General features: G+C 62.3%; 24 protein-coding genes and 2 pseudogenes. 16 read left to right on the top strand and 10 right to left on the bottom strand.

Going from position 1 to position 24,999, the window contains the following annotated elements:
* Positions 1-10 precede the first annotated feature (10 nt).
* Positions 11-460: a FixH family protein gene (locus EN859_RS14815; RefSeq protein WP_127853640.1), complete on the top strand. Its 450-nt coding sequence runs from the start codon at positions 11-13 to the stop codon at positions 458-460.
* Positions 461-467: 7 nt separating this feature from the next.
* Positions 468-1,667, top strand: coding sequence for a cytochrome c peroxidase (locus EN859_RS14810; RefSeq protein ID WP_127853639.1), 1,200 nt, complete (start codon positions 468-470; stop codon positions 1,665-1,667).
* A gap of 1 nt (position 1,668) precedes the next feature.
* On the opposite strand, the gene EN859_RS14805 is transcribed toward EN859_RS14810, so the two are convergent.
* Positions 1,669-2,121: an Lrp/AsnC ligand binding domain-containing protein gene (locus EN859_RS14805; RefSeq protein ID WP_127853638.1), complete on the bottom strand. Its 453-nt coding sequence runs from the start codon at positions 2,119-2,121 to the stop codon at positions 1,669-1,671.
* Positions 2,122-2,284: 163 nt separating this feature from the next.
* On the opposite strand from EN859_RS14805, the gene putA reads away from it, so the two are divergent.
* Positions 2,285-5,896, top strand: coding sequence for a bifunctional proline dehydrogenase/L-glutamate gamma-semialdehyde dehydrogenase PutA (putA, locus tag EN859_RS14800; RefSeq protein WP_127853637.1), 3,612 nt, complete (start codon positions 2,285-2,287; stop codon positions 5,894-5,896).
* 54 nt (positions 5,897-5,950) lie between these two features.
* Here putA and EN859_RS14795 read toward each other — a convergent pair whose 3' ends face one another.
* The 5 genes from EN859_RS14795 to EN859_RS14780 all read right to left on the bottom strand — a co-directional run bounded on the left by EN859_RS14795 (position 5,951) and on the right by EN859_RS14780 (position 10,080).
* Positions 5,951-6,265, bottom strand: coding sequence for an antibiotic biosynthesis monooxygenase (locus EN859_RS14795; protein ID WP_127853636.1), 315 nt, complete (start codon positions 6,263-6,265; stop codon positions 5,951-5,953).
* A gap of 63 nt (positions 6,266-6,328) precedes the next feature.
* The gene (locus tag EN859_RS39255; RefSeq protein ID WP_245525580.1) at positions 6,329-6,682 is read right to left on the bottom strand and encodes a TonB family protein; all 354 of its coding nucleotides are present in this window, start codon (positions 6,680-6,682) and stop codon (positions 6,329-6,331) included.
* A gap of 212 nt (positions 6,683-6,894) precedes the next feature.
* Positions 6,895-7,413: a hypothetical protein gene (locus EN859_RS39250; RefSeq protein ID WP_245525579.1), complete on the bottom strand. Its 519-nt coding sequence runs from the start codon at positions 7,411-7,413 to the stop codon at positions 6,895-6,897.
* 7 nt (positions 7,414-7,420) lie between these two features.
* Entirely contained in the window at positions 7,421-7,861 is a 441-nt protein-coding gene (locus EN859_RS14785; protein WP_127853635.1) for a hypothetical protein, read from the bottom strand.
* A 5-nt stretch (positions 7,862-7,866) separates the two neighbouring features.
* Positions 7,867-10,080, bottom strand: coding sequence for a TonB-dependent hemoglobin/transferrin/lactoferrin family receptor (locus EN859_RS14780; protein WP_127853634.1), 2,214 nt, complete (start codon positions 10,078-10,080; stop codon positions 7,867-7,869).
* Positions 10,081-10,284: 204 nt separating this feature from the next.
* On the opposite strand from EN859_RS14780, the gene hemP reads away from it, so the two are divergent.
* The 5 genes from hemP to EN859_RS14755 are packed head-to-tail and all read left to right on the top strand — an operon-like array spanning position 10,285 to position 14,384.
* Complete coding sequence (hemP, locus tag EN859_RS14775; RefSeq protein WP_127853633.1) at positions 10,285-10,491, top strand: hemin uptake protein HemP; 207 nt, start codon at positions 10,285-10,287, stop codon at positions 10,489-10,491.
* A 10-nt stretch (positions 10,492-10,501) separates the two neighbouring features.
* Complete coding sequence (locus tag EN859_RS14770) at positions 10,502-11,557, top strand: hemin-degrading factor (protein ID WP_127853632.1); 1,056 nt, start codon at positions 10,502-10,504, stop codon at positions 11,555-11,557.
* A gap of 11 nt (positions 11,558-11,568) precedes the next feature.
* Complete coding sequence (locus EN859_RS14765; protein WP_127853631.1) at positions 11,569-12,474, top strand: hemin ABC transporter substrate-binding protein; 906 nt, start codon at positions 11,569-11,571, stop codon at positions 12,472-12,474.
* A 10-nt stretch (positions 12,475-12,484) separates the two neighbouring features.
* Positions 12,485-13,588 (top strand): iron ABC transporter permease, encoded by a 1,104-nt coding sequence (locus tag EN859_RS14760; protein WP_127853630.1) that lies wholly within the window; start codon positions 12,485-12,487, stop codon positions 13,586-13,588.
* Between the two features lie 7 nt (positions 13,589-13,595).
* A complete protein-coding gene (locus EN859_RS14755) occupies positions 13,596-14,384 on the top strand; it encodes a heme ABC transporter ATP-binding protein (RefSeq protein WP_127853629.1) in 789 nt (262 codons plus the stop codon).
* Between the two features lie 8 nt (positions 14,385-14,392).
* Here the strand turns inward: EN859_RS14755 and rirA are convergent, their stop codons facing one another.
* A complete protein-coding gene (rirA, locus tag EN859_RS14750; protein WP_127853628.1) occupies positions 14,393-14,854 on the bottom strand; it encodes an iron-responsive transcriptional regulator RirA in 462 nt (153 codons plus the stop codon).
* Between the two features lie 207 nt (positions 14,855-15,061).
* Between rirA and EN859_RS14745 the strand changes: the two are divergent.
* The 4 genes and pseudogenes from EN859_RS14745 to EN859_RS14730 all read left to right on the top strand — a co-directional run.
* Positions 15,062-15,274 (top strand): annotated as a pseudogene (locus EN859_RS14745) (hypothetical protein); the annotation flags it as partial.
* 121 nt (positions 15,275-15,395) lie between these two features.
* Complete coding sequence (locus tag EN859_RS14740; protein WP_127853627.1) at positions 15,396-15,659, top strand: DUF5132 domain-containing protein; 264 nt, start codon at positions 15,396-15,398, stop codon at positions 15,657-15,659.
* Between the two features lie 95 nt (positions 15,660-15,754).
* Positions 15,755-16,075: a DUF5132 domain-containing protein gene (locus EN859_RS14735; RefSeq protein WP_127853626.1), complete on the top strand. Its 321-nt coding sequence runs from the start codon at positions 15,755-15,757 to the stop codon at positions 16,073-16,075.
* A gap of 333 nt (positions 16,076-16,408) precedes the next feature.
* Positions 16,409-19,243, top strand: coding sequence for a cation-transporting P-type ATPase (locus tag EN859_RS14730; protein ID WP_189501971.1), 2,835 nt, complete (start codon positions 16,409-16,411; stop codon positions 19,241-19,243).
* Between the two features lie 14 nt (positions 19,244-19,257).
* Here the strand turns inward: EN859_RS14730 and EN859_RS14725 are convergent, their stop codons facing one another.
* Together EN859_RS14725 and EN859_RS14720 are read right to left on the bottom strand one after the other, a co-directional pair.
* Positions 19,258-19,848 (bottom strand): HMA2 domain-containing protein, encoded by a 591-nt coding sequence (locus EN859_RS14725; RefSeq protein ID WP_127853624.1) that lies wholly within the window; start codon positions 19,846-19,848, stop codon positions 19,258-19,260.
* A 7-nt stretch (positions 19,849-19,855) separates the two neighbouring features.
* On the bottom strand, positions 19,856-21,148 hold the full coding sequence (locus tag EN859_RS14720) for a DUF445 domain-containing protein (RefSeq protein ID WP_127853623.1): 1,293 nt from the start codon (positions 21,146-21,148) through the stop codon (positions 19,856-19,858).
* A gap of 143 nt (positions 21,149-21,291) precedes the next feature.
* Here EN859_RS14720 and EN859_RS14715 point away from each other — a divergent pair, with 143 nt between their 5' ends.
* The 4 genes and pseudogenes from EN859_RS14715 (at position 21,292) to EN859_RS14700 (ending at position 23,516) form a co-directional block, all read left to right on the top strand.
* The gene (locus EN859_RS14715) at positions 21,292-21,891 is read left to right on the top strand and encodes a hypothetical protein (RefSeq protein WP_127853622.1); all 600 of its coding nucleotides are present in this window, start codon (positions 21,292-21,294) and stop codon (positions 21,889-21,891) included.
* Positions 21,892-21,916: 25 nt separating this feature from the next.
* Positions 21,917-22,192, top strand: a pseudogene (locus EN859_RS14710) (DUF445 domain-containing protein); the annotation flags it as partial.
* A gap of 200 nt (positions 22,193-22,392) precedes the next feature.
* The gene (locus EN859_RS14705; protein WP_127853621.1) at positions 22,393-22,815 is read left to right on the top strand and encodes a phasin family protein; all 423 of its coding nucleotides are present in this window, start codon (positions 22,393-22,395) and stop codon (positions 22,813-22,815) included.
* Positions 22,816-23,018: 203 nt separating this feature from the next.
* The gene (locus tag EN859_RS14700) at positions 23,019-23,516 is read left to right on the top strand and encodes a MaoC family dehydratase (RefSeq protein ID WP_127853620.1); all 498 of its coding nucleotides are present in this window, start codon (positions 23,019-23,021) and stop codon (positions 23,514-23,516) included.
* A 39-nt stretch (positions 23,517-23,555) separates the two neighbouring features.
* Here the strand turns inward: EN859_RS14700 and EN859_RS14695 are convergent, their stop codons facing one another.
* Positions 23,556-24,959, bottom strand: a complete 1,404-nt coding sequence (locus tag EN859_RS14695; protein ID WP_127853619.1) for a PLP-dependent aminotransferase family protein — start codon at positions 24,957-24,959, stop codon at positions 23,556-23,558.
* Positions 24,960-24,999 lie beyond the last annotated feature (40 nt).

Raw genomic sequence — 24,999 nt, 5'->3', positions numbered from 1 at the left:
AGGAACCGGTTTGGCATCGTTATGGCGTTATCTTCTTGCGGGTCTTGGTCTGGCTGCCTTGCTGGCTGGCATCCTAGCCGTGGTCTATCTGACCGCGCCGCGGTCGCCTCAGCTTGCCGGCCCCGACACATCTCGCTCGAAGACCACGGCAAACGGGCTGTTTGTGGCCAGTTTCGAGCCGGAGCGGGGCGTCATCCGGCAAGGCGAACTGCAATCCTGGCTGCTGACCTTGAAGACGGTTGCGGGCGCCCCGGTGGAAGGGGCAGCGATCACCATCTCCGGCGGCATGCCGCAGCACAGTCACGGCCTGCCGACCAGCCCGCAGGCGACCAACTATCTCGGCGACGGCCGCTATCGCATCGAGGGGCTGAAATTCACGATGAGCGGGTGGTGGCAATTGCGGTTTGCCATTTCCGCAGCGGCCGGTTCCGACACGGTCATCTTCAACGTGGTGCTGTGAGCCATAGATGAGCCGGATGAGCCGCCTTCTCGCACTCACGGTGATGGTCGTGCTCGCCGGCTGCGGCAAGCCTGAGTTTTCCGACGCTGAGAAGAAAACCATCGCCTCGCTGGCGCTGTCGGCACTGCCGCCGCTGAAGCCCGATACCACCAATCGCTTCGCTGACGTGCCGGCCGCCGCGGCACTGGGCTCGACGCTGTTCTTCGACACCGGGATGAGCCGCGACGGCACGGTCTCGTGCTCGACCTGCCACAAGATCGACCGGCAGTTCCAGGACGACCTGCCGCAGGCGGTCGGCGTCGGCCGCACCAACCGGCGCACGATGCCGTTGGCCGGCGTCGCGCATGATCCGTGGTTCTTCTGGGACGGGCGGCGCGACAGCCTCTGGGCGCAGGCGCTGACGCCGTTGGAAAATCCACTCGAGCAGGCAGGCAATCGGGCCGCCGTTGCGCACTATATCAAGGCCCGCTTCGGCGAGCGTTACGAACGCATCTTCGGGCTGCTGCCGGACCTTTCGAATGTGCCGGCCAATGCCAGCCCGCTTGGCACCGATGCCGAGAAAGCGGCTTGGAACGCCATGCCCGATCAACAGGCCGAGGACGTCAACCGCGTCTTCGCCAACATCGGCAAGGCGATCGCGGCCTTCGAGCGGTCGATTGCGCCGCCGCAGACGCGCTTCGACCGCTTTGCCGCGGCTTTGGCCACTGGCGCCCCGCCGCAAGGCGACGATGCCTTTTCAGCCGAGGAGATCCAGGGGCTGAAACTGTTCATCGGCAAGGCCAATTGCGTGACATGCCATAACGGTCCGCGCTTTACCGACAACAGTTTCCACAACACCGGCGTGCCGCCGATCAAGGACCTGCCTCCGGATCGCGGCCGCATAGACGCGGTGGCGCAGGTCGAGGCCGATCCGTTCAACTGCCTTGGCGCCTTCCGCGACGGCGATGCCGGCGCCTGCGGCGAACTGCGCTTCATGGTCAAGGGCGGGCCGGAACTCATCCGCGCGTACAAGACGCCGTCGCTGCGCGGCGCCGCCACCCGTCCGCCGTATATGCATGCCGGGCAGTTTTTGTCGCTCGACGAGGTGTTGGCGCATTACTCGAAGGCGCCGGCAAGTGTCGAGGGGACGTCCGAGGTCCACCCGCTGCAGCTTTCGGACCGTGAGCGAGCGGCACTGGTGGCGTTCCTGAAGACACTGGCGGAGTGATTTAACGGTCCTTGACCGTCTCCATTGCCACGAAGGTCGAGGTCTGGGCGACGTGGGGCAGGGCGGAGATGCGCTCTCCCAACACGCGGCGATAGGCGGCGATGTCGGTGGTGCGGACCTTCAGGAGATAGTCGAAGCTCGACGCCATCATGTGGCACTGCTCGATCTCCGGCACCGCCTGCACGGCGCGGTTGAAGGCATCAAGCGCGGCCGAGCGAGTATCCGAGAGTTTCACCTGGACGAAAGCGACATGGCCTTCGCCCATGCGCTCGCGGTCGATGATCGCCTGGTAGCCACGGATGAAGCCGTCCTTCTCCAGCCGTTTCACCCTTGCCTGCACCGGCGTCTTCGACAGGCCGACCTTTGCGGCGAGTTCTGACATGGACAGCCGCCCGTCGCGTGACAGCGCCGACAGGATGTTCTTGTCGAGGCGGTCCAATTGGTCTTCTATCACCAAAATCACAGTCCCAATCGAGGATACATCGGCCCTACGATAGATCGATTGATCTATCTTGTCGATTTCTTTGGACCGACTGAAATTGGGCTTTGTGTTAGCTTGCGTCATTCGGGTAGGTGACCGCCGGCCCGCTCCCTTTTGTTTGCTCCATAGGACCGCCATGCCAGCGCTCGATGCCATCCGCCAGCAGATCCGTGCCAATTATCTGCCCGATGAAGACCAGGCGGTGAAGCGGCTGGTCGAGGCGACAGGGCTCTCGACGAAAGAACGCAAGGCGATCTCGGCTCGTGCCGCGGATCTGGTGCGGGCGGTGCGCGGCTCATCCGATCCGCGGCTGATGGAAGTGTTCCTGTCCGCCTACGGCCTCTCCACAAAGGAGGGCGTGGCACTGATGTGCCTGGCCGAGGCGCTGCTGCGCGTGCCCGACACCGAGACGATGGACGACCTCATCGCCGACAAGATCGCGCCGCACGACTGGTCGGCGCATTCGGGCGGTTCGAGCTCGATTTTCGTCAATGCATCGACCTGGGCGCTGATGCTGACCGGCCGCGTGCTCGATGAAGGCGAAGGCGGCATCGAAGGCACGCTGCGCGCCATGGTGCGCCGGCTGGGCGAGCCGGTGATCCGCAAGGCGGTGGCAGCGGCCATGCGCGAAATGGGCGAACAGTTCGTGCTCGGCCGAAGCATCGCCGAGGCCGTCAAGCGTGGCCGGTCGATGACCCAGAAAGGCTATCTCTATTCCTTCGACATGCTGGGCGAGGCGGCCCGCACCGAGGCCGACGCATTACGCTATCTCAAGGCCTATGCCGACGCCATCTCCTCGCTCGACGCCGGCGCCAACGGTCCCGACATCCGCCAGAACCCCGGCATCTCGGTCAAGCTTTCGGCGCTGCATCCGCGCTATGAAGTGACGCAGAGGGAAAAGATGCTGCCTGTGATGGCCGAGCGGCTGCTGTCGCTGGCGCTCGCGGCGCGCCATTCGCGCATGGGGCTGAACATCGACGCCGAGGAAGCCGACCGCCTCGACCTGTCGCTCGACGTCATCGAACGGGTGCTGGCCGAGCCGGAGCTTGCCGGCTGGAATGGCTTTGGCGTCGTCGTCCAGGCCTATGGTCCGCGCGCGGCCTTCGTCATTGACTGGCTCTATGCGCTGGCAAAGAAATACGACCGCACCATCATGGTGCGGCTGGTCAAAGGCGCCTATTGGGACACCGAGATCAAGCGGGCGCAGACGCTTGGGCTTGCCGGCTACTCCGTCTTCACCCGCAAGGCCAACACCGACGTTTCCTACCTGGCCTGCGCGAAAAAGCTGCTGTCGATGACCGACCGCATCTATCCGCAATTTGCCACCCATAACGCCCACTCCGTCGCCGCCATCCTGTCGATGGCGACAGACCGCGATTCCTTCGAGTTCCAGCGTCTGCACGGCATGGGCGAGGCGCTGCACGAGACGGTACGCAAGGCCGAGCGCACGCGCTGCCGCATTTATGCGCCGGTCGGTGCGCATTCCGACCTGCTGGCCTATCTGGTTCGCCGGTTGCTGGAAAATGGCGCCAACTCCTCCTTCGTCCACCAGCTCACCGACGAGGAGGTCGAGCCGGAGGATATCGCCCGCGACCCGCTCGAAACGGTCGAGAAACAGGGCCCGGCCGCCAATCCGGCGATCCCACCGCCTTCTGCGATCTTCGGCGCCGGCCGCCGCAATTCGAAAGGCTACGACATCACCGACACGCTGACGCTGGCTGCGATCGAGAGCGCCAAGGCAGAGTTTGCCGGGCCTGACCGCTGGCACGCCAAGCCGATCACGCGCGCCGCCGGCTATGGCAAGCAGCGCCCGGTTGTCAATCCGGCAAGACCCGACGAGGTGATCGGCACGGTCAGCGAGGCGACTACCAAGCAGGTGGCGACCGCCGTGCGCATCGCAGTGGAGGCGCAGCCGGCATGGGCAAGGCGCCCCGTTGCCGAGCGCGCCGCCATCCTCAACCGCGCCGCCGATCTTTATGAGGCCAACGCCGTCGAGTTCTTTGCGCTCGCCAGCCGCGAGGCCGGCAAATCGCTGGCCGACGGTGTCGCCGAAGTGCGCGAGGCGGTCGATTTCCTGCGCTACTACGCTGCCGAGGCGGCCAATGCAGAATCCGTCACGGAAGCGCGTGGGGCGATTGCCTGCATCTCGCCATGGAACTTTCCGCTCGCCATCTTCACCGGCCAGATCGCGGCAGCACTCGTCACCGGCAATTCGGTCATCGCCAAGCCGGCAGAACAGACGCCGCTGATTGCTTCACGCGCCGTCGAACTGATGCGCGAGGCCGGCGTGCCGGAAGACGTCATCCAGCTTCTGCCCGGCGACGGCCCGTCGGTCGGTGGCCCTTTGACCGCCGACCCGCGCATTGCCGGCGTCTGCTTCACCGGCTCGACCGAGGTCGCCAAGCTGATCGAGAAGCAACTGGCCGAGACCGCCGCGGCCGATGCGATGCTGATCGCCGAGACGGGTGGGTTGAATGCCATGATCGTCGATTCGACAGCACTTCCCGAACAGGCGGTGCGCGACATCCTTGCCTCGGCTTTCCAGAGCGCTGGGCAGCGCTGTTCGGCGCTGCGCGTGCTCTACGTGCAGAAGGACGTCGAGAAGAAGATGCTGGAAATGCTGAAGGGCGCGATGGAGGCGCTCAGCCTCGGCGATCCATGGCGGATTTCGACGGATGTCGGCCCGGTGATCGACGACGAGGCGCAACAATCGATCCGTGACTATTGCACCAAGATGGGCCTGCAGGGCCGGCTGATCGCCAAGCTCGAAGCGCCGAAGGATGGCCGTTTCGTCGCGCCGCATGTCTTCCGGGTCAAAGGCATCGAGGAGATGGAGCGCGAGGTGTTCGGGCCGGTGCTGCATGTCGCCACCTTCGACGCCGACGAGATCGACGCGGTCATCGCCGCGATCAACCGCAAGGGCTACGGCCTGACCTTTGGCCTGCACACCCGCATCGAGGGCCGCGCCCAGCACTTCGTCGATGGCATCCATGCCGGCAACATCTATGTGAACCGCAACCAGATCGGTGCGGTGGTCGGCTCGCAGCCGTTCGGCGGCGAGGGGCTTTCCGGCACCGGGCCGAAGGCCGGCGGTCCGCACTATCTCAGGCGCTTCCGCAAGGGGCCGGAGGCGGGCACTCACATTGCCGACGGCCGCAAGGTGACGGCAACCGAGCTCGCCGACAATCTGCCGGATCCGGCGCTTGGCGGCTGGTCGACGAGGCCCGACCGTGTCGCCATCCTGCGCAAGCATCTGCGCGGCAAGGGCGCGGCGGCCATCGGTGCCGCTGCCGGCATCGATTTCGGCCAGGTCGACCTGCCCGGGCCGACCGGCGAGGCCAACACACTGTCGCTTTCGCCGCGCGGGCGCGTGCTCTGCCTGGGACCGGACGGCGACACGCTACTTGCCCAGACGATCCAGGCGCTCGCCGCCGGCAACGCGGTGCTCGCCGTTGCTCCGGCTGCGCCGGCAGCGCTATCGGCACTGACCGGCAAGGGCCTGCCGCTGGCGGCGATCGACGGCCGGCCCGATCCGGTCGAGGCACGCTCGCTGCGGGTCGATGTCGTCGCCTTTTCCGGCATGCCCGAGGCCGCGCGCATCGTGCGCAAGGTCATTGCCGACCGCACCGGCCCGATCGTGCCGCTTGTCAGTGAGGTGCTCAATCCGGCCGCCTACGCGCATGAGCGCGCCGTCTGCGTCGACACTACGGCTGCGGGAGGCAATGCCAGCCTGCTGGCCGCGGCGTAAAGGTCGGCCTGGGCTGCGGCCTGTGGATCGGCAGGGCCTGCTGGCTCTGCCATTTCATGCGCCTTCGACGACCGAGAAACCTTCGAACTGTGGATGGCCGATATAGTGGACCTTGCTGGTGCCGGCGTTCCTGTGCGCGGCGCGAAAATTCTCGGACTTGGTCCAGGCGATAAAATCCTCATGGCTCGCCCACACCGTGTGCGAGGCGAACAGCGTGTAGCCCTCGTCCTCGTTGACCGGGCCGCGCAGCAGGTGAAATTCCTTGAAGCCCTTCATCTCGGAGAGGCTGGAATCACGGTTCTTCCAGACGTCCTCGAAGGCGGCCTCCGAGCCATTCTGTACCTTGAAGCGGTTCATGGCGATGTACATTGATAGTCCTTTCAGCATTGGTGAATTGTGCCCATTGATGGATTGTCTGAAACCACGAGGTTCTCAAAACGGACCGATCGGCGCTTTGAACAGCCAGCTTGACATCCCGGTCTCCGGCGGAATGGGAGGGAAGGGTGCCTGTTGGCGCACAAGGTTCAAGGCGAACTGATCAAGCTCCGGAGAGCCTGAGCTTTTGGCAAGCCGCAAATCGCTGATGCTGCCGTTGGCGAGCACCACGAACGCCACCATCGCGTTGTTGCGGGCCTTTGTTTGCGCTGATTTCGAAACACGGCGGTTGGCGCGAGCCAACTTGCTCGCCACCTCGCCACTGTAACGGGACGCTGCCGCTTCGCCGGTGTCGGCCTGCTTTTTGCCCTTGCTGGCAATTGGCGCCCTGGTTTCCTGGCCGTTTGCCAAGCCGCGCGCATCGTTCGTTTCGCTTGATCCTCCAAGACCGGCTGTCGCACTTGGCCTCGGGCTCGGGATCGGTGGTTGTCGGCCGACGTCGGGAGGTGCCTTAGCGCTCTCCGTCTGAACCGCAGACGATGTTTCACTCTTTGGAACTACACTCCGGTCGTCATGGCGCGGGGCGCCGGCCACCAATATGTCCGGCGCGACCGTTGGCTGTTTCACAGTTTCCGACAAGGGCACGGGAGCCTGCGTCGTTGCTTCCCCAGTCGGCCGATGAGCGTCGATTGGGGCTCAGGCTTGGCAAGTTGTGGATCGGGAACCAAGGTAACGTTCATCGCGCCGGGTGATTGGCCGTCCGAAGCGCTGCCGACCACGGCAGCGCCGGGCTGGTCGCCGCCTTCAATCTGGTTGCTATCGCTGAGATCGAATGTCCCGGCAGGTGCGATCAGAAAAACCGTGGCGACCGCCGCATGAAGCAGGCAGGAGATGATGATCGCCGCCGTCCATTTGCGTGTCTGCCCCGCCGGGCGCGCCCGTGCGAGCGCGTCGAGCGGCGCCACGTCAAATTCGCCGCTGGTGTCGGGAGTGATGCTGGTTTCCTGCATGGCGCGGAACGGAAACTGCGGCGAACGACGCAGACTTGTCAAATCAAGGTCATTTGTCCCCAGTGGCACCACACCAGCGCTGGCCAGCGGCCATGCGACGGTGTCTTTCGCCAGTACGGGCTCCGCACCCACTGTCTTCTCAGACGCCGAAGGTAATGTCGGTCTTGGTCTCGGTCTTCAGTCCGCGCATGCAGGCGCCCGGCTCGATGCCGGCGCCCACGCATTCGGTTGCGCTGTTGATCAGCACGCGGCTGACCTTGGCGCAGTCGGTGCCGGCAAGATCGAACCGTGTCACCTTGGTCTTGCCCGCCGGCAGTTCTTTGAAGTCAAGCACCGTCAGCCGGTCGACGACGCCGCCCTCGTTGAACAGCGCGATCTCGAACGCCGCCTTCGAGAGGTCGGCACCAAGGGCGTTGGTGACCACGAAGGTCAGACGGCAGCCCTTGTCGGAGGCCTGCGCACCATTGAGTTCGAGGGTCAGGGTATGGTCCGGCGCCGACTGCGCCCATGCCGGAACCGCCGCAAGCGACATCGCCAGCGTCGAGGTCAAAAGACGAAGCGATGCCGTCAAGCCTGTCATTGTCTTCAGCCTCCGAAGCGCATGGTCGCCGCCAGTTTCAGGGTGATGCCGGGCTCGTAGACGACAGACGTCGTCGAGGCATTCAACGGGTTGGCGTATTTGACATCGAACAAATTGTCGGCGCGGAAATCAACCTTGAAATTGTCGGTCACCTGATAGCTGGCGAAGGCGTTGACCAGCGTATAGTCCTTGGCGACGGCATTGCCTTTCGGCTTGCCGTTGTACTGCACCTCGCCGCCGACGATCAGCCTGTCCTCGATGAACCGCAGCCCAAGTTGCGCCGTGACCTGGGAAGACGGGACGGTGACGAGGTCTGCCCGCTCGCCATCGTAGGATATGGTGTGGCCATCGATGATCGAGGCCGAGAGCCCGGCGTAGCCCCATTGGGCGTCGTAGACGCCTTCCATCTCGAAACCGCGAATTTTGGCCTTGGCGAAATTCTGATACTGGAAGCATATCGGGATGCCTAGGCCGAACGGGCAGCCGCTGGTCGGGTCATACGCCGACAGTGTGACACCGTCGATGTAATTGTCGACATTATTGTTGAAATAGGCGGCCTTCAGCCGCAGCGCATCATCGACCTGGATGATGCCATTAGTGCTGTAGTTGACGCCGAATTCGACGGTCTTGCCGGTTTCCGGCTTCAAATTGGGATTGTGCAGAAACGGGAAGCTGACGCCCGCAGGATGGTTGCCGCTGATGAGCGTTTCGGTGATGGACGGAGACCGATAACCCTCCGCGTATGTGCCGTAGAATTGCAACCCCGAAAGGCGGGCGCTTTCGAATGGCGAGACGCCTACGGTGATGCGCGGCGACAGCCGGTCGCCGGACGTTTCGCTGCTGCTGCCCTTGAGACTATAGCTGTCATAACGCAGCCCGGTGACGACCTCGAGCCAGTCCCAGGTGAGCTTGTTCTGGACATAGGCGCCGGAGACATCTCGCTTGCCCGAGGGCGTGTAGAAACTGTCGCCGCCCGCGGTACCGCCTGTCTCGACATCATCGCCAACCCAGTCGCCACCATAGGTCAGTTCATGCGCGATGCCGCCGGTCTCGAATCTCGACGTGTTCCAGATGTCGATGCCCGAGGTGCCGACATCGAAAGTCGATGCCGAACCTGCCGGCAGGACCACAGGAAGACCGGTTACCGGGTCAAACCGGTTTTGGGGAATAAGGCTTGTCAGATCGAGGTTGGTCTTGTTGTAGGAGGCGTTGATGTGGAGATCGAGCCAGCTCTTGTCTTCGTCGGTGATGTTGTAGCGGGCGGTGAAGGTATTCGCCTTCAGGTCGACGTCATTTACCGGCGTGTCGCCGCTGATCTCGTTCCAGCCGTCGCTTGAGCCGACCCAGCCGAGCTTCAATTCGCTGTTGTCGGTTGGCCGAATGGTGGTCTTGAGCAGGCCGCTCAACACGTCGAAGCCGGTGCCTTCGACTGTGTCGCCGCCGCCATCCTTGTAGTCGCTGTAGTTGCGGTAAACGATATTGGCCAGCGCGTCCCAGTTCTCGTTGAAGCGGTAGGCGCCGGTGGCGCTGGTGGTCCAGCCCTTGCCGTTGCTCTCGTAGCGTCCGGTCGCAGACGCCGCCCAGGTTTCGCCGTCGCGAAGAAAGTCGTCGGCATCCTTCGTGTCGAAGAAGACGACGCCACCGATGGCACCCGAGCCATAGGTGTTGGCGACCGGGCCGCGGATCACATCGACGGATTTGATGAGCTCGGGATCGACGTAGAAGGTCGATTGGGTGCCGTGATCGGAACGCTGGAAGTCCTGGCGCGCGCCGTCGACGATCACTGCGACGCGGCCGAAATCCTGCAGGCCACGGATGTTGATGCTGGAGCTGACGCGTCTGGCGTCGGCCTGCACGGTGACACCCGGTACGCCCAGCAGCATCTCGTTAGGCGTCGTTGCCATGCGCCGTTCGAGCTGTTCCTTGTCGACATGGCTGGCCGAAGCCAGAGATTCGATCGCCGTCTCACCGGTGCGGCTAAGGATCAGGATCTTGTCAAGCAGCGTTGCGCCCGCCACGCTCGGCTTGGCCTCGTCGGCTTTGTCAGACGGATCGGTCTGTTGCTGGTCGGTCTGAACAGCCTGCTGACCCTTGGCTGGCGGTGCGAGCACCGTGATCGCCGCAGCACCTGCCAGCAATGCGGCCATTCCCTTTGCCATAGACTGGTGTGCCGGACCGGCATTGCCGCCCGCCAGTCGTCCCCAATTCGCCAACCCCATGCCCCAACTCCAAAAATCCAGGTTCGATGCTGGCTGGCTCGGCGCTCGCTGGCATTTTTCATGGTGTCCGGCGTGTTAAATCTTGACTCATTTAGTCCGGTATTGCACTGACTAGTAAACATGATTATTCGAGTCAAGAATGAATCGGCAATCACGCAGGCGCCGAGCCAGATGACCCGGCCGGCACAGGAAAGGGATCGAACCATGAACACACACAATCCCGGTGACTTTCGCTATCGCGTCCGCCGTTCCGATGACAGTTCGGTCCGTTTTGACCGGATCCCCGTGTCGGTAAGGACCTTGTCCAGCAACACGCTGTTCCAGGGCGAGCACGAGATCGGCATCGAGCATCACGGCGCGCTCTACCGGCTGAAGATCACCCGCCAGGGCAAGCTCATCCTCAACAAGTAGGTGGAATGATATGGACCAGCGCGTGAAACCCGCTCCGCATGAAATCCGGCGGGCGCGGGCAGACAATCCGAAAGCGCGCGAGCGCGATCTTGCCGCCCAGCTCGGCATTTCGGAAGCGGAGCTTGTCGCGGCGCATTGCGGCGACGGCGTCGTCCGCGTCGAGCCGCGCGTCAACGATCTTCTGACCGGCCTCGAGGCGGCCGGCGAGGTGACGGCGCTGACCCGCAATGAAAGCGCGGTACACGAGAAGATTGGCGTCTACGACAGGGTGGTGACCGGCAATCACAACGCCATGGTGCTCGGCGAGAACATCGACCTGCGCATCTTCCCGAAAGTCTGGGCGCACGGTTTCGCCGTGGAAAAGCGCGACGGCGGCGACATCCGGCGCAGCCTGCAGTTCTTCGACGACGCAGGCGAGGCGGTGCATAAGGTGCATCTCAGGCCTGCGTCCAACCTCTATGCCTATCAGAAGCTGGTTGCCGGGCTCGAATCACCGAACCAGGAGCCGATGGTGGCGATTTCAGAGGTCGAGGACGAGGCCGAGGCGTCGGACAGCAGTGCCAGCATCGACGATCTGCGCGACCGCTGGAGCCGGCTCACCGACGTGCATCAGTTCTTCGGCATGCTGAAGACGCTGAAGCTCAGCCGCCGCCAGGCGGTACGCATGGTCGGCCAGGACTATGCCTGGCTGCTCGACAATGACGCCGTCAGCGCCATGTTCCACCATGCCGCCGCAGACGACATGCCGATCATGTGCTTTGTCGGCAATCGCGGCTGCATCCAGATCCATTCCGGTCCGGTCAAATCGATCAAGCCGATTGGGCCATGGATCAACGTGCTCGACGAGACCTTCCATCTGCATCTGCGGACAGACCACATCCATGAGGTCTGGGCGGTGCGCAAGCCGACCAAGGACGGTCATGTCACCTCGATCGAAGTCTATGGCGCCAACGGCAAGATGATCATCCAGTTCTTTGGCAAGCGTCACGAAGGCGAAGGCGAGCGCGACGACTGGCGGTTCCTGGCCGAGAACCTGCCACGCATTCCAAGCCCGACCGCAGCCTGAGGACGACGGCAATGGCTCTTTTTCCCAAGCTCGCGCGTGTTTTCGGATCAATACTTGGGCCGGTGATCGGTATTTCGCTGGTCTTTGCCGCGCAGCCGGCCCGTGCCGCCGAAGATGCGGCTGTCTTTGCGGACACATCGAAGATCGTGGCCATCGGCGGTTCGATCACCGAGATCGTCTACGCGCTCGGCGAGCAACGCCATCTGGCCGCACGCGATTCGACCAGCCGCTATCCGGAGGCGGCACTGAAGCTGCCGGATGTCGGCTACATGCGCCAGCTGTCGCCGGAAGGCGTGCTGTCGATCAATCCGTCAGGGATACTGGCGCTGCACGGCAGCGGCCCGAAGGAAGCGGTCGACGTGCTGAAGAAGACGAGCATCCCGTTCATCGAGGTGCCCGAGCGCTATGACAATGAAGGCATCCTGGAAAAGATCCGCCTCGTCGGCAAGGCGCTCGGCGTCGATACCAAGGCCGATGCGCTGGCGGCCGAGGTCGAGACCAGGCTGAAAGCAGCCGAAAAACGAACCGTTTTGATCAAGGATCGTAAGCGCATCCTGTTCATCCTGTCGACGCAGGGCGGCAAGGTCCTCGCTTCCGGCAGCCATACTGCCGCCGACGGCATCATCAGGCTGGCCGGCGGCGTCAACGCGATCGACGGTTTTTCCGGCTACAAGCAACTGTCCGACGAAGCGATCATCACCGCCAGGCCGGACGTGATCCTGATGATGAACAATGCCGGGCCCGCAACGTCGGATGAGGAGCTGTTCGGGAATCCATCCATTGCCTCGACGCCGGCAGGCGCCGCCCGCAAGCTGATCCGCATGGACGGCGGCTATCTGCTCGGCTTCGGGCCGCGCACAGCCGGCGCCATCCACGACCTTGTTGTCTCGCTCTATGGCGGGCAGGTCACGGATTGAGCGGGCAATAATGACCGATCAATCGATCGCCGGTGCTGGGGGCACGTTGGCGACTGCAGCCGAAGGCGACCGCTCGCGACGCGCACGTATCGTCATCCTCCTGCTGTGCGTCGGGCTTGCCGCTGCCGTGCTGTTGTCGCTGATGTCCGGCGCGTCGGATGCATCGGCCATCAGCGCCCTTCGCGACGGGCTGTTCGGCGCGATGCCGGGCGACGAGGCATTGAGCGCCCGCGACCGGCTCATCGTCTATGATATCCGTCTGCCGCGCGTCATCCTCGGCGTGCTGATCGGCGCGTCGCTTGCCGTTTCCGGCGCGGTCATGCAAGGACTGTTCCGCAATCCGCTGGCCGATCCCGGCCTCATTGGCGTTTCGGCCGGATCGAGCCTCGGCGCAGTGGCCGTCATCGTCCTAGGCACGACCGTGCTGGCGCCGCTCAGCTCAGCGCTGGGCGCGCTTGCCTTGCCGCTGGCGGCCTTCTGCGGCGGGCTGGTGACGACATTGCTGCTCTACCAAATCGCGACAGGGCAGGGCCGAACCTCGGTCGCCACCATGCTGCTCGCCGGCATCGCGCTGGCAGCGCTTGCCATGGCGCTGACCGGCATCCTGATCTTCATGGCTGACGACCGGCAGTTGCGCGACCTGACCTTCTGGCAACTCGGCTCGCTCGCCGGTGCAACCTGGCAGAAGATCGGTTCCGTCGGGCCGGTCATCGTGCTGGCGCTGGCGGCAATGCCGTTCCTGGCGCGAGGCCTCAACGCACTGGCACTCGGCGAGGCGACCGCCGGCCATCTCGGCATCCCCGTCCAGCGGTTGAAATACACCGCGATCGTCGGTGTCTCGGCAGCGGTCGGCGCGTCCGTCGCCGTCAGCGGCGGCATCGGCTTCGTCGGCATCGTCGTGCCGCATCTGCTGAGGCTGCTGATCGGCCCAGACAATCGCTATTTGCTGCCGGCCTCGGCGCTGCTCGGCGCATCGCTGCTGCTAATGGCCGATGCCGTCGCCCGCACCATCGTCGCGCCCGCCGAACTGCCGATCGGCATCGTCACCGCGATCGCCGGCGCGCCGTTCTTCCTCTGGATCCTGCTGCGCAAGCGCGGCGTCATCGACCTGTGAGAATGTCATGATCGAAGGGCGGGATGTCTCGGTGGCGATCGGCGGCAGGCGCATCGTCGCCAATGTCGATTTCGCTGCACGGCCTGGCAAAATCGCAGCCATCGTCGGGCCTAACGGCTCGGGCAAGACGACCTTGCTCAAGGCGTTGTCCGGTGACTTTGCCTATTCGGGAGAGGTCACCATCAATGGCCGCGACTTGTCCACGATGAAGCCGGTCGAGGCAGCGGCGCTGCGCGCCGTGCTGCCGCAGGCAACGACATTGTCTTTCCCCTTCACGGTGCGCGAGATCGTCAGGCTCGGCCTGGTCGGCGGGCGTTCCGGCGTGCTGCCCGGCGAAGACCGGAGGCTGCCCGAACGGGCGCTGGCGCGGGTCGACCTCGATGGTTTTGCCGGCCGTTTCTGTCAGGAGCTTTCGGGCGGTGAGCAGCAGCGCGTGCAGCTTGCCCGCGTGCTGTGCCAGGTCTGGGCACCGGTGCTCGACGGCAAGCCGCGCTATCTGTTCCTCGACGAGCCGGTTTCCAGCCTCGACATCAAGCATCAGCTGATCATCATGAATATCGCCCGCGACTTCGCCAGGCGGGGCGGCGGCGTGATCGCCATCCTCCACGACCTCAATTTGACGGCCATGTATGCCGACCGGATCTTCGTCATGCATCGCGGCAGGCTTGCCGCCAATGGTTCGCCGCAAGAGGTGCTGAGCGACGATCTGATCGAAAAAGTGTTCGATTGCCGGCTGAAGGTCGGCGTGCTGCCGGCCGGAAACACGCCGTTCGTTTTGCCGCAATCAGCGGCATAGCCAAGGAATCAAGCGGCTGGCGCGCGGCGCTCCAGCATATCGATGCCGAGCAGCTGGCGCACGTTCGGGCGCGCCGCCACCAGATCGGCGATCGTGTAGCGCTCCAGCACGGCGAAGAAGGCGTTGAGCGCCTCGCGCAGCGCAGAATTCAGTGCGCAACTGTCGACCAGGGGGCATTCGGCAGCGTCGTTCTCAAAGCACTCGGCCATGGCGAAGCTCTCTTCCGTCACGCGCACGACATCGAACAGATTGATGGATTCGGCCGCCCGGCCTAACCTGACCCCGCCGTTCCTGCCGCGCACTGTCTCGACCAGGCCATTCTCGACGAGCGGCTGCAGGATCTTGAACAGGAAAAGTTCCGATACCGAATAGGCGGCAGCGATCTCAGGGATGCGGCTCAGCCGATCGGTGTTTGCGGCGCAATACATCAGGATGCGCATGGCGTAGTTGGTCTGGCGCGTAAGCCGCATATTGTCCTCATTAAGCAGTGGCTTGAGCACAATATGGCCCATCCCTTGGAATAATTCCAGACTAGCGCCCCATAATAGGTGAACGAACGCGTCAACTTTATGTTTTATGTGCACAATCGCTCAACCCGTGACCGCTTCGGCTGCTACGGGCATTCCGCGGTTGCGATACTAAGTAAGTCCGCAACACCGACTAGGAGCGGCCCAGCCATGTCACGACCAGCCCCGGCTTTTGCACAGATTGCGCCCGTCCGCATCGACGCCGATGCCAAACTTGCAGCGCTCAGGCGCACCAAGTTCCTCGCCACAACTGCGCTCGCGCTCTGTGTCCTGGTCTTTGCCGCGGCCAAGTCGTTCGAGGGCCGGTTTGCCTGGCTAGGGTTCGTCGCCGCCTTCGTTGCAGAGACCGTCTTGAATGTAGCAGGAGGGTGACAAATTAGTGACAAATTTCGACGTTCACGTGGAACCGCCCCGGCGGCAATTCGTTGGGGTAATCCTACGCGCTCCAGCCGCGTCGCGATAAAGCTTCAAGGGGAGTAGGACCATGGCGGTGTTGAAGGGAGCTAATATCGTCACGGGTTTGGCGATTGGCATTGGAGCAGGTGTCATTGCCCCCATGCTCGCCCCTATTGTCAAGCCATTTGCCAAATCGGCCATCAAGGCTGGATTGGTGGCTTACGATCAAGCACGAGTTGCCTTCGCCGAACTCAATGAGAGAACCGGCGACGTCATGGCCGAGGCGCGGGCTGAAGTAGAAGAAGCGCGTAAAGCCGCGGGTGAGCAACCGAAGTCCGGGGACCAATCCTAATATCCACATGCGGCAGTCGGATTGGCGACCCAGAGTCTTGGTAAGTCCGCTCGTACCTGTAGGAAGAATGGGGCACTAACCAAGGAGCAAGTTCAATGGCGATACTCGAAGACGCATTTAAAGGCGGCAACATAGCAACGGGTCTGGCCTTCGGAGTGGGAGCGGCTTTCTTGGCGCCGCTTGCCGTATCCGTGCTGCGTCCTGTTTCCAAAGCGGTTCTCAAGGCCGGTCTGATTGCCTACGATCAAGGCCGAGTTGCCGTTGCTGAGATGAATGAAATGACGTCCGACTTGGTTGCTGAAGCCAGAACAGAGATGGCCGAAGCGACCAAGGAAACGGACAATGGAGGCAGCAGCGAAACCGGCGCGCGTCGCGCCCGTAAGAGCGAAGCTGCAGAAAAGTCTCCTAGCAGCTAGGCACCAACATTCGTCTGAAACGGGTCGTGGCCGGCGTGAGGGCTTTGCAATACGCCAGGCCATCTACTCGTTGCCTCAAAGGAATCCACCGCGGGCACAGTGGTTTTGCCCAGCCAGCCCACGCGGTGGAGTTCGGTACAACGGTCAGCTCAAGGATGCCGTAGGATGCATGCCGAGTCGGGGAATCCCGAGGCGTCCAATAGTCGTAGCGCCGTGTCCATAACCCGGATCCATACATTAGTCCCGGGTCGGGCCAAGCTGAAAATCGGCGGATTGCAAGGCTCAAGTTCCGTCAAGACTCTGTTGGAGCGGGGAGGCCACGCGGCGCCTGGCGTGTCCAGCATCAGCGCGAGCGACGTGACCGGAAATGTCGTCGTCCAATTTGAAGTAACGTCAGGCCTCGATTCCATCATCGATTATCTCGCAGCTTTATTGCGAGGTGAGATCATTGCACCGGGCGAGATGCCCGATGCCGGCCCGGAGTGGCATACGCTTTCGCCAAAACAGTCGTGTTTCAAGCTGGAGGCTTCGGCAGACGCGGGCCTGCCAGGAGATGAAGCTCTGCGGCGGTTGGCAAGCACCGGCCCCAATATCCTCGAAAACATTCAGCCACGGTCAAGCGCGAGCATTCTTGCGGACCAATTTCAAAGCTTGCCGGTCGCAATGCTTCTTGGTGCCGCATCGGTCTCCATTCTCACCGGCGGCGCATTCGAAGCCGCCGTGATTCTCGCAGTTGTCGGCTTGAACGCTGTCATCGGCTACCAAACCGAAAGTCGTGTGGAACGGACGATCCAAAGTTTGGGAGCGAAGGGGCCCCAAACCGCACAGATTATGCGCGAAGGCGTCATTGCCGCTGTCCCAGTTCAGGAGATCGTTCCCGGGGACGTTCTTACGGTGCAAAGGGGAGACGTTGTCCCGGCCGATGCGCGTCTGCTGAGTGAGGAGGCTTTGACCATTAGTGAAGCCCTGCTGACGGGCGAAAGCGCACCCATTCAGAAGACTGTGGGTGCCATCGAACGGGTGAACGTGCCTCTTGGGACCCGTTCGAACATGATCTATCGCGGAACTATCGTGACTGGAGGCGGCGGGCGCGCGATCGTGGTGGCGACAGGTTCGCTCACGCAAGCGGGACGAATACAGCGGCTGGTCGGCGCAACGCTCACCCCTGAAACGCCGCTCCAAAGGGAGCTTAAGGACCTCGGACAGCGGCTCGGCTGGCTGACATTGGGCGCTTGCGCATGCCTTTTCTCTTTAGGCTGGCTGCGTGGCATTGATCTTCTCCAGATGGCCCGCTCGGCGATGTCCGTTGCCGTCGCAGCAGTCCCTGAAGGTCTGCCGATGGTGGCGACGACCACCTTTGCTCTTGGCATCGAGAAACTGCGTCTCGAAGGTGTTCTGATCCGCAAGCTAGATGCCGTCGAGACGCTTGCGGCAGCGCGGGTTGTTTGCTTCGACAAGACGGGAACGCTGACCCTTGGTCACATCGATGTCGATACGATCAGGATTGGCGACAATGCCTACTCGATCAATGGGGATAGGGGCGCGCAGAACGCGTTGCGCAACCTGCTGGAAGTATGCTGCCTGTGCAACGATGCCGAGATTGTTCAGACGGAAGAAGGATTGCGTTTGAACGGCTCGCCTACCGACAGCTGCCTCGTCCAGGCCGCTCTCGACGGTGGCGTGGACGCTGCATCTCTGCGTAAGCGCTTTGCACGGATATCGGTTCAGCGCAGGAGCGAAACCTATCGCTTCATGGTAACGCAACATGCAATGGAAGATGGGACGCTGACCGCCATGAAAGGGAGCCCGAAGGAGGTTCTGGCGCGTTGCCGCACCGAAATCTTGCCAGACGGCACCGAGCGAGAACTCACTCCGGAACGGCGCGCCGCCATCGGGAAAGTAAATCTCGAAATGGCATCTCAGGCTCTTCGCGTACTGGGCGTCGCGCGTGGACAGGCCACAGGTTCCAAGCCGAATGGGCATAATGGTCGAGACCTTGCCTGGCTCGGGCTGGTTGGGATGGCTGATCAGGTGCGTCCGGGTACCAGCGAACTGATGGGCCAACTGCACGAGGCCGGCATTCAGACGATCATGCTCACGGGTGATCAGAAGGCAACGGCAGCTGCCGTTAGCGAGCTTATCGGGCTGAACGGTCGAGGCGAGGTGGAGATTGTCGATGGCGGGGACCTCGAAGAAATGTCTTCGGGCGAGCTTGCCCAGACAGCTCGGCGCGCGCATGCGTTCAGTCGCGTCAGCCCGGCGCAAAAGCTGCAAATCGTTCGCTCTCTTCAGGAAGCAGGTGTAACCGTAGCAATGGTTGGTGACGGAGTGAATGACGGCCCTGCGTTGAAGGCTGCAGACGTAGGCGTTGCGATCGGCCAGCAGCAGAGCATGAATGCCGCAAGGGAAATCGCGGATGTCATCATCAACACCGGTAGTCTCGGCGGTCTCGCCACCGCCATCGAAACAGGCCGCACGACCCACCGCAACATTCGGAAGACCATTCGCTACCTCGTCAGCACTAACCTCAGCGAGGTACTGCTGGTTCTGGCGGGCACTTCGGTCGGCATCGGAGCGCCGCTCTCGCCGATGCAACTCCTCTGGATAAACCTCATCTCGGACGTGCTGCCCGGCATCGGACTGGCGATGGAAGCGCCTGAACCTGACATTCTTCGGCAGGCGCCGAAAGAAGACCACACGGCGATATTGCGGCGCGGGGAAATCGGGCGGCTCGCCGCTCAGTCTGCGATCATAAGCGGCGGAGCGCTGGCGGTGAGCCTTCTCGGCGCCACGCGCTATGGATTGGATTCTCCAATCACGAGGACCATGACTTTCGAAAGCCTGGTGATGGCCCAGCTTCTTCATGCCATCACATCGCGTTCAGATAGGCACAGTATCTTTGATCGCAGCCCGCGACGGCCCAATCGCGCGCTCTCCTTGATCCTTGGGGGATCCATGGCCGTTCAGGCCGGCTGCCTCTTAATTCCGTTTGTGAGAAGGCTTCTCGGGATAGCGCCGATCACCGGAACAGACGCCATAATTACCCTCGTCGGCGGAACTCTTCCCTTCCTGGCAATGGAATGGATGAAATCGCGACGTGATACCGTCGACGGCGAGTTGGTCTGGAACCGCGCCAAGGAGCAGACAAACCTTCCGGCACCGGTGTAATTGCACCCCCGGCCTTACGCTGCGATCGGCATAGGTTCTTCGGCTTGCTCATACGCCACAGTCGACGATCGATGCGACTGCGGCCGCATCATGGTGCCGACAACCGCACGAAGCACCGGTTCGGCGAGGACCTCTGCCAGTTGGGCAGCGGGATGCCTCGCGAAGACGAGAGGCAGAAGCTTTGCCAGCAGGAACACCAGGTCCAGTTCGCGCGCACTCGTTGCGTCAGCCCGATGATTCGTCACGACAGGCGGATAAACAGACGATTCAACCGCCAGATAAGGAATGCCGCGGCACACAGCCAACGGATCGACACGACGGTCGTGCCTGATCACCAGGCTTGCAGCCGTGGGATTGACGGTCACGCTGGATATGCCCTCCGCACCGAGAAGCTCTCGCTGCAGATTGGCGAAAAACGCGACCTGATTGCGTGCAGCGGGAATTTTGATCCGTAGACGGCCCGGTGTGCGGTGAATGACACGGGCGGTTTTTTGAAGATGCATCTCGATTCGCTCACTTTGATGCCGCCAAGGCGACCATTCGCGAGCGAGATAGGAGATTTTCACAAAAGCTTGATGACAGTCGCAGGGTTTGTTGGGCAGCACGATTCTCTCAGGAAATTGCCCATGTTCCGAGGTAGAGGAGGCATCCGACGAGCGCGCCTACGATGGTTCCATTCATGCGGATGTATTGAAGATCGCTCCCGACCACCAACTCGAGGCGATCCGATAGAGCTTTCGTGTCCCAGTTCCTGACGACGTCGCTGAAGAAGGAGCTGATCTCGCCGCGCCACGTGACGATATAGAGCGCCAAGCGTTCCAGCGCAGAGTCGAGGTGTTTCTGCATTGCCTCATCGGTTGCAAGCGCCTGTCCGAACAGTGAAAGCCCACGCTGAAGGCTCGCGCGCGTCTTCGACGAAGGCGTTTGCAAATCCTGTAGAGCAAGCTCCGACAGGTCGGTCCAGATTGAACCGAGCCATGCCTGAATTCCAGGATGCTCGAGCAAACGGTTTTTGGCTGCGTTTATCTGCTCCCGCTGCTCGGGAGACGTTTGCAGGGTGTGGATAAGGTCCAAAATTGCTTCCCGGAATTTCAGCCGCGCGTCACCTTCAGGCTCCTGCAGCTTGTGCAATACTTCGATCACACCTGAAATAAGCGCAGCAGCTATCCGACGGTCTATGGTCTTCGGAATCCACCAGCGACTGCGTTCCTGCACAAGTTTTTCGATCTGGCCGCTGTTCTCCTGGAGTAATTTTTCGGCAACTTGGATGGCGCGGTCGAATACGACGTCGGCTTCTCCGCTGACCGTCAACGCATGAAGGACGCGGCCAAGGACAGGCGTAAAGTCTGCTTGCCGAAGTTGTTCGCCAAGCGTGCGATGGGCGAAGTTCAGCAGGTCAGGGCTTCCCGCAGATCGGATCAGGTATGGAAGTGCGTCCACGATCGTATCGGCGATCGCATCGGCACTGGAAGGAAGAGCAATCCAGGTGGCGAAGCGGTGTCCGACACCAACACTGCGCAACTTGGCAAGGACAACGTCCGCCGTGAGGAAATGCCGCTCGATGAAGCGCCCGAGCGTTCTGGCAATGCGATCCCTGCTACTCGGGATGATAGCGGTATGCGGAATCGGGACACCCAAAGGGTGGCGAAACAGCGCCGTGACGGCAAACCAGTCGGCCAGCCCCCCGACCACGCCAGCCTCGGCGCCTGACCGCAGCAGCAATGTCGCGAAGCCCGGATTATCTACCCAATGCGTGGTTACTACGATTGCTGCCATTGAGCCAAGGAGACCGTTAGCGAAGGCGCGGTTGCGACGCTGGCGCCGAATGGCGATTTGGTCGTCCCCGGCGCTCGCGTCAGTGAATTGTTCGGGGACTGAAAGGGGAGAAGACGAATCTGCCGGCATACCGAGATTCCTGGATAATCTGTGAGCAGAGTACTCTGGTGCAAGACTCCTCGATATGCGAGGCTGAAGGCAATACAAAGGAGTGCGGCGAAAAGACCAGCTGGCATCGGGGCGCAAACAGGGTTCCAACGAGCAGGCGAGTCATGCTTCCCAAAGCAACAGTCGAACACACCATGTCGGGCCGCCTTCGGGTGAGAGTTTCCGATTTCCGCGGCGACGTGTCCTATTTCCGCTCGGCAATCGACAAGCTCTCGAATTATCCGGAGATTGCCGGTTTGAGGGCGAACCCGATGACCGGAAGCTTTATCATCGAGCACAAGACGGATTTGCCCTCGATTCGCAAAATTGCGGCCCACGGCGAAGTCTTCGACCTGCAGGAGACATCTTCGCCGCCGCCTCGCCAAGAGCCGCCGCCTCCGAGCGGCAGCATGGCGGACGACGGGACCCCCGCGTTGGAGGGAGACATAGCAGCCGTAATCGGCCTGTTGGGTCTGGCCGCCTATCAGGCGACGCGAGGCCATGGATTGGGTCCCGCCACCGAAAACTTCTGGAACGCGTTCGGCGCGCTGCGAATTCTCAAGAATCCATTTATTGCGCTCGTCTTTGGCGGCCTTGGAATTTTGCAATTGACAAGGGGCAGATGGGCCGGATCGGCGTCATCTCTCCTCTTCTATGCGATCGTCGTCAGGCAGTTGTCCGGCTTCAGCCCCGAAAAGCAAGCGCCAACCGATCGGACGAATTGAAATCCGAAGACCCTCTAGCGACTGACGCGCGGCCGAACTGTCGCGCTTCGTCATCCGTCCGGTGCTACAGACGCTGGCGCCATCGACCAATCCGGCCTGCCCGGTTTCGTCACCAACCGTGTGTTGGAGGAGATCGAGCAGGTGCCGCTGGCGGCCGAATTGCCTGTCAGCCGTGGCCGACGATCGCCGACACCAGAAAATGTTCGACGAGTTCACCAAAGTGATCGGCCGGTTCGAGGGTGAGGAGGCGCTGGCGGCCATGCGCGAGAAGATCCGCGAAGAACCTGCAATATATCCGCTTTAACGGCATGATCATCGGCGGCCTTGCCGGTGTCGTGCTCTATACGGCGGAGCGGCTGTTCCTCGCCAATTGAGGCGGTCCCCGAGTCGCGGCTGGTCCAGACGCGGATGCCATTGAGCGTCCGAATGGACACAGGGCTCTCTAGTGCTATTCTCTCGCGGGGTGGTGCAGCATTTGTAGCAACAGGGGAGCAAACGACCATGGCAAAACAACCGGATTCCGATTCGTTCCTTGATATGTTCAGCAGGTTCGGCCGCGACCTGAAGGTGCCGAACGTCGAGGCGATCCTCAGCCATCACCGCAAGAACCTCGAGGCGCTGGAGAAATCGGCCAAGGCGAGTGCTGCCGGAGCGTCCTCGCTGCTGTCTAGGCAGCGCGAGATGCTGCAGGACGCGCTGCGCGAAATCTCCGACATGGCGCAGAGCTACAGAACACCGGGCAATCCGCAGGAATTGATGACAAAGCAGGCCGAGTTCGCCAGAAAATCCTTCGAGACCGCATTGAAGAACGCCGGCGAAGTGGCCGAGCTGGCGAAGAAGTCCGGCACCGAATCCGTCGAAATCCTGCGCGACCGCATCAAGGAAGCGATGGAAGAAATCCGCAGCGGCTACGAGAAGAAGTAACGGCTCATTCGTCGCCGGTTCACTCCGCCTCGCTGACTTCGATCTGTCACGATTACTCCAGCTCCTGCGCAGCAATGGGTGTGGATGGGCCGCAACCCGTCGCAGCAAACCGTCGCCCGGCGGGCCAGAATCACGCATGGGCGAATTGACAGAGGCGGCCCGTTCGTGGTCCGGAGACAGGCAAAGCGATCGGGAAAATAGGAATGACGGAAACACGGCCCAGGACGCCGCCGACCTTCGAGCAGCTGAGGATGATGGCCGGGCAGGAGCTTGGCGTGTCGGAATGGACGACGGTCGACCAACGCCGTATCGACCAGTTCGCCGAATGCACGGGCGATCATCAGTGGATTCACGTCGATCCCGAACGGGCAAAGCGGCAAAGCCCGTTCCGCACCACGATCGCGCATGGCTATTTGACGTTGTCGATCATCGGCGCGCTGGCGCTTGGCATGGGCATCGTGCCCGAAAACACCCAGGCTGCCTTCAACTATGGCTTCGACAAGGTGCGGTTCCTGGCGCCAGTCCGGGTCGGCGCCCGAATCAGGCTGCGCACCACGCTGCTGTCCATGGAGGACAGGGGCCCGGGCCAATATCTGATGAAGGCCGCCAACACCGTCGAGATCGAAGGCGAGCAGAAGCCGGCATTGACGGCCGAGACACTTGTCATGCTTTACGAGCGCCGCAAGCGGGCGGGGGTCTGAAAGCGGGACGACAGGCCGGCAGTTTTGCCACTGCATGAATCAATGCGACATCGCCTCTTCCAGCGTCTTGAAAATTCTCTCGTCCGCCGATTGCGCGACGTTGAAGCGCAGGAAACGGCTGGCCGTTCGAGACAGGCTGAACGCATTGCCGGGCGCCAGCACAATGTTGGCCGACAAGGCACGGCGGGCAATATCGGATGCATCCATCCCGTCAGGCAGGCTGCACCAGACGAACATGCCGGCCGGCTGATCTATCCATGGTGCGATGCCGATCGCTCTCAGGCGGGTGCATGTATCGTGCATGGCACGTGAAAGCCGCGCCCGCAGCAAATCCATGTGCTTGCGGTAGCTGCCGTCCTTCAGCAGCGTCAGCACCAGTTCGGATGCGAGCCGCCCGCTGCCAAAGGATGTGGCGATCTTCAGGTCGGTCAGTCCTTCCATCCAATCGCGGGGAGCCGCGATGAAGCCGCAGCGCACCGATGCCGAAAGTGTCTTGGAGAAGCTGCCGATATGGATAACCCGGCTGAGACCGTCGAACGCCGCCAGCCTGGGCGCGGGCGTATGTTCGAAGTCGGCAAAGATATCGTCCTCGATGATCGTCAGGTCCGACTGGTCGGCGAGCTTGAGCAATCGATGCGCGACGACCGGCGACAAGATCGCACCCGTCGGATTGTGAAGCGCGGAATTGGTAATGTAGAGGCGCGGCCGGTGCTCGATCAGTGCCTGCGCGAACAGCTCGATATCCGGTCCCGACGGGGTGTAAGGAATGCCGATCACCTTGGCCCTATGGGCGCGCAACAGAGCGTGGAAGTTGAAGTAGCAGGGATCATCCACTAGCACCGAGTCACCGGGTTCGAGCAGGAAGCGGCATAGAAGATCGATGGCCTGCGTGCCCGATTCCGTCAGCATGATCTGTTCGGGAGATGCCTCGATGCCGTGCTCGGCCATGCGCCGCGCGAGCAGATGACGCAGCGGCGGTAATCCGAGTGGCGTGCCGTAATCGACAAGCGTCACATCATCGGCCCGCGCCACTGTGCGCAGCGCCCGACGTAGGGCAGCCTCCGGCATCCATGATGCGGGCAGCCAGCCGCAGCCGGGTTTCAGGATGTCGTCGCCTGCCTCCAGCGAGAGCCGCGAAACCCAGAGCGGGTCGACAGCACGGTCGAGTCTGGGGCCGATCTCGGCCAGCGACAAGGGAGCCAGTGGTCCAGCAGCGTAGAAGCCCGAGCCAGGCCGGGAGCGGATCGCGCCTTCCGCCGCAAGGCGCTCATAGGCTTCGACCACGGTGGATTTGGAAACCTGCATGGTCTTCGCGAAAGCCCGGATCGAAGGCAGTCGTGCTCCGGGTGTCAGGGTACGCGCTGCGATTCTGTGCCTGACCGTTGCCATGACGCGTTCGACAAGCGTCCCGCTCCCCTCGCTTCTTGCTGGCTGTTCGTCCATCTGTACCGTTCGTCCTGCCATGACAGTTTTGTCAAATTGT

The organism is Mesorhizobium sp. M00.F.Ca.ET.216.01.1.1 (assembly GCF_004010325.2).
Classification (GTDB): Bacteria; Pseudomonadota; Alphaproteobacteria; order Rhizobiales; family Rhizobiaceae; genus Mesorhizobium.
Note: the sequence above shows the minus strand (reverse complement) of the source record. Positions and strands in the feature narration are given on the sequence as shown.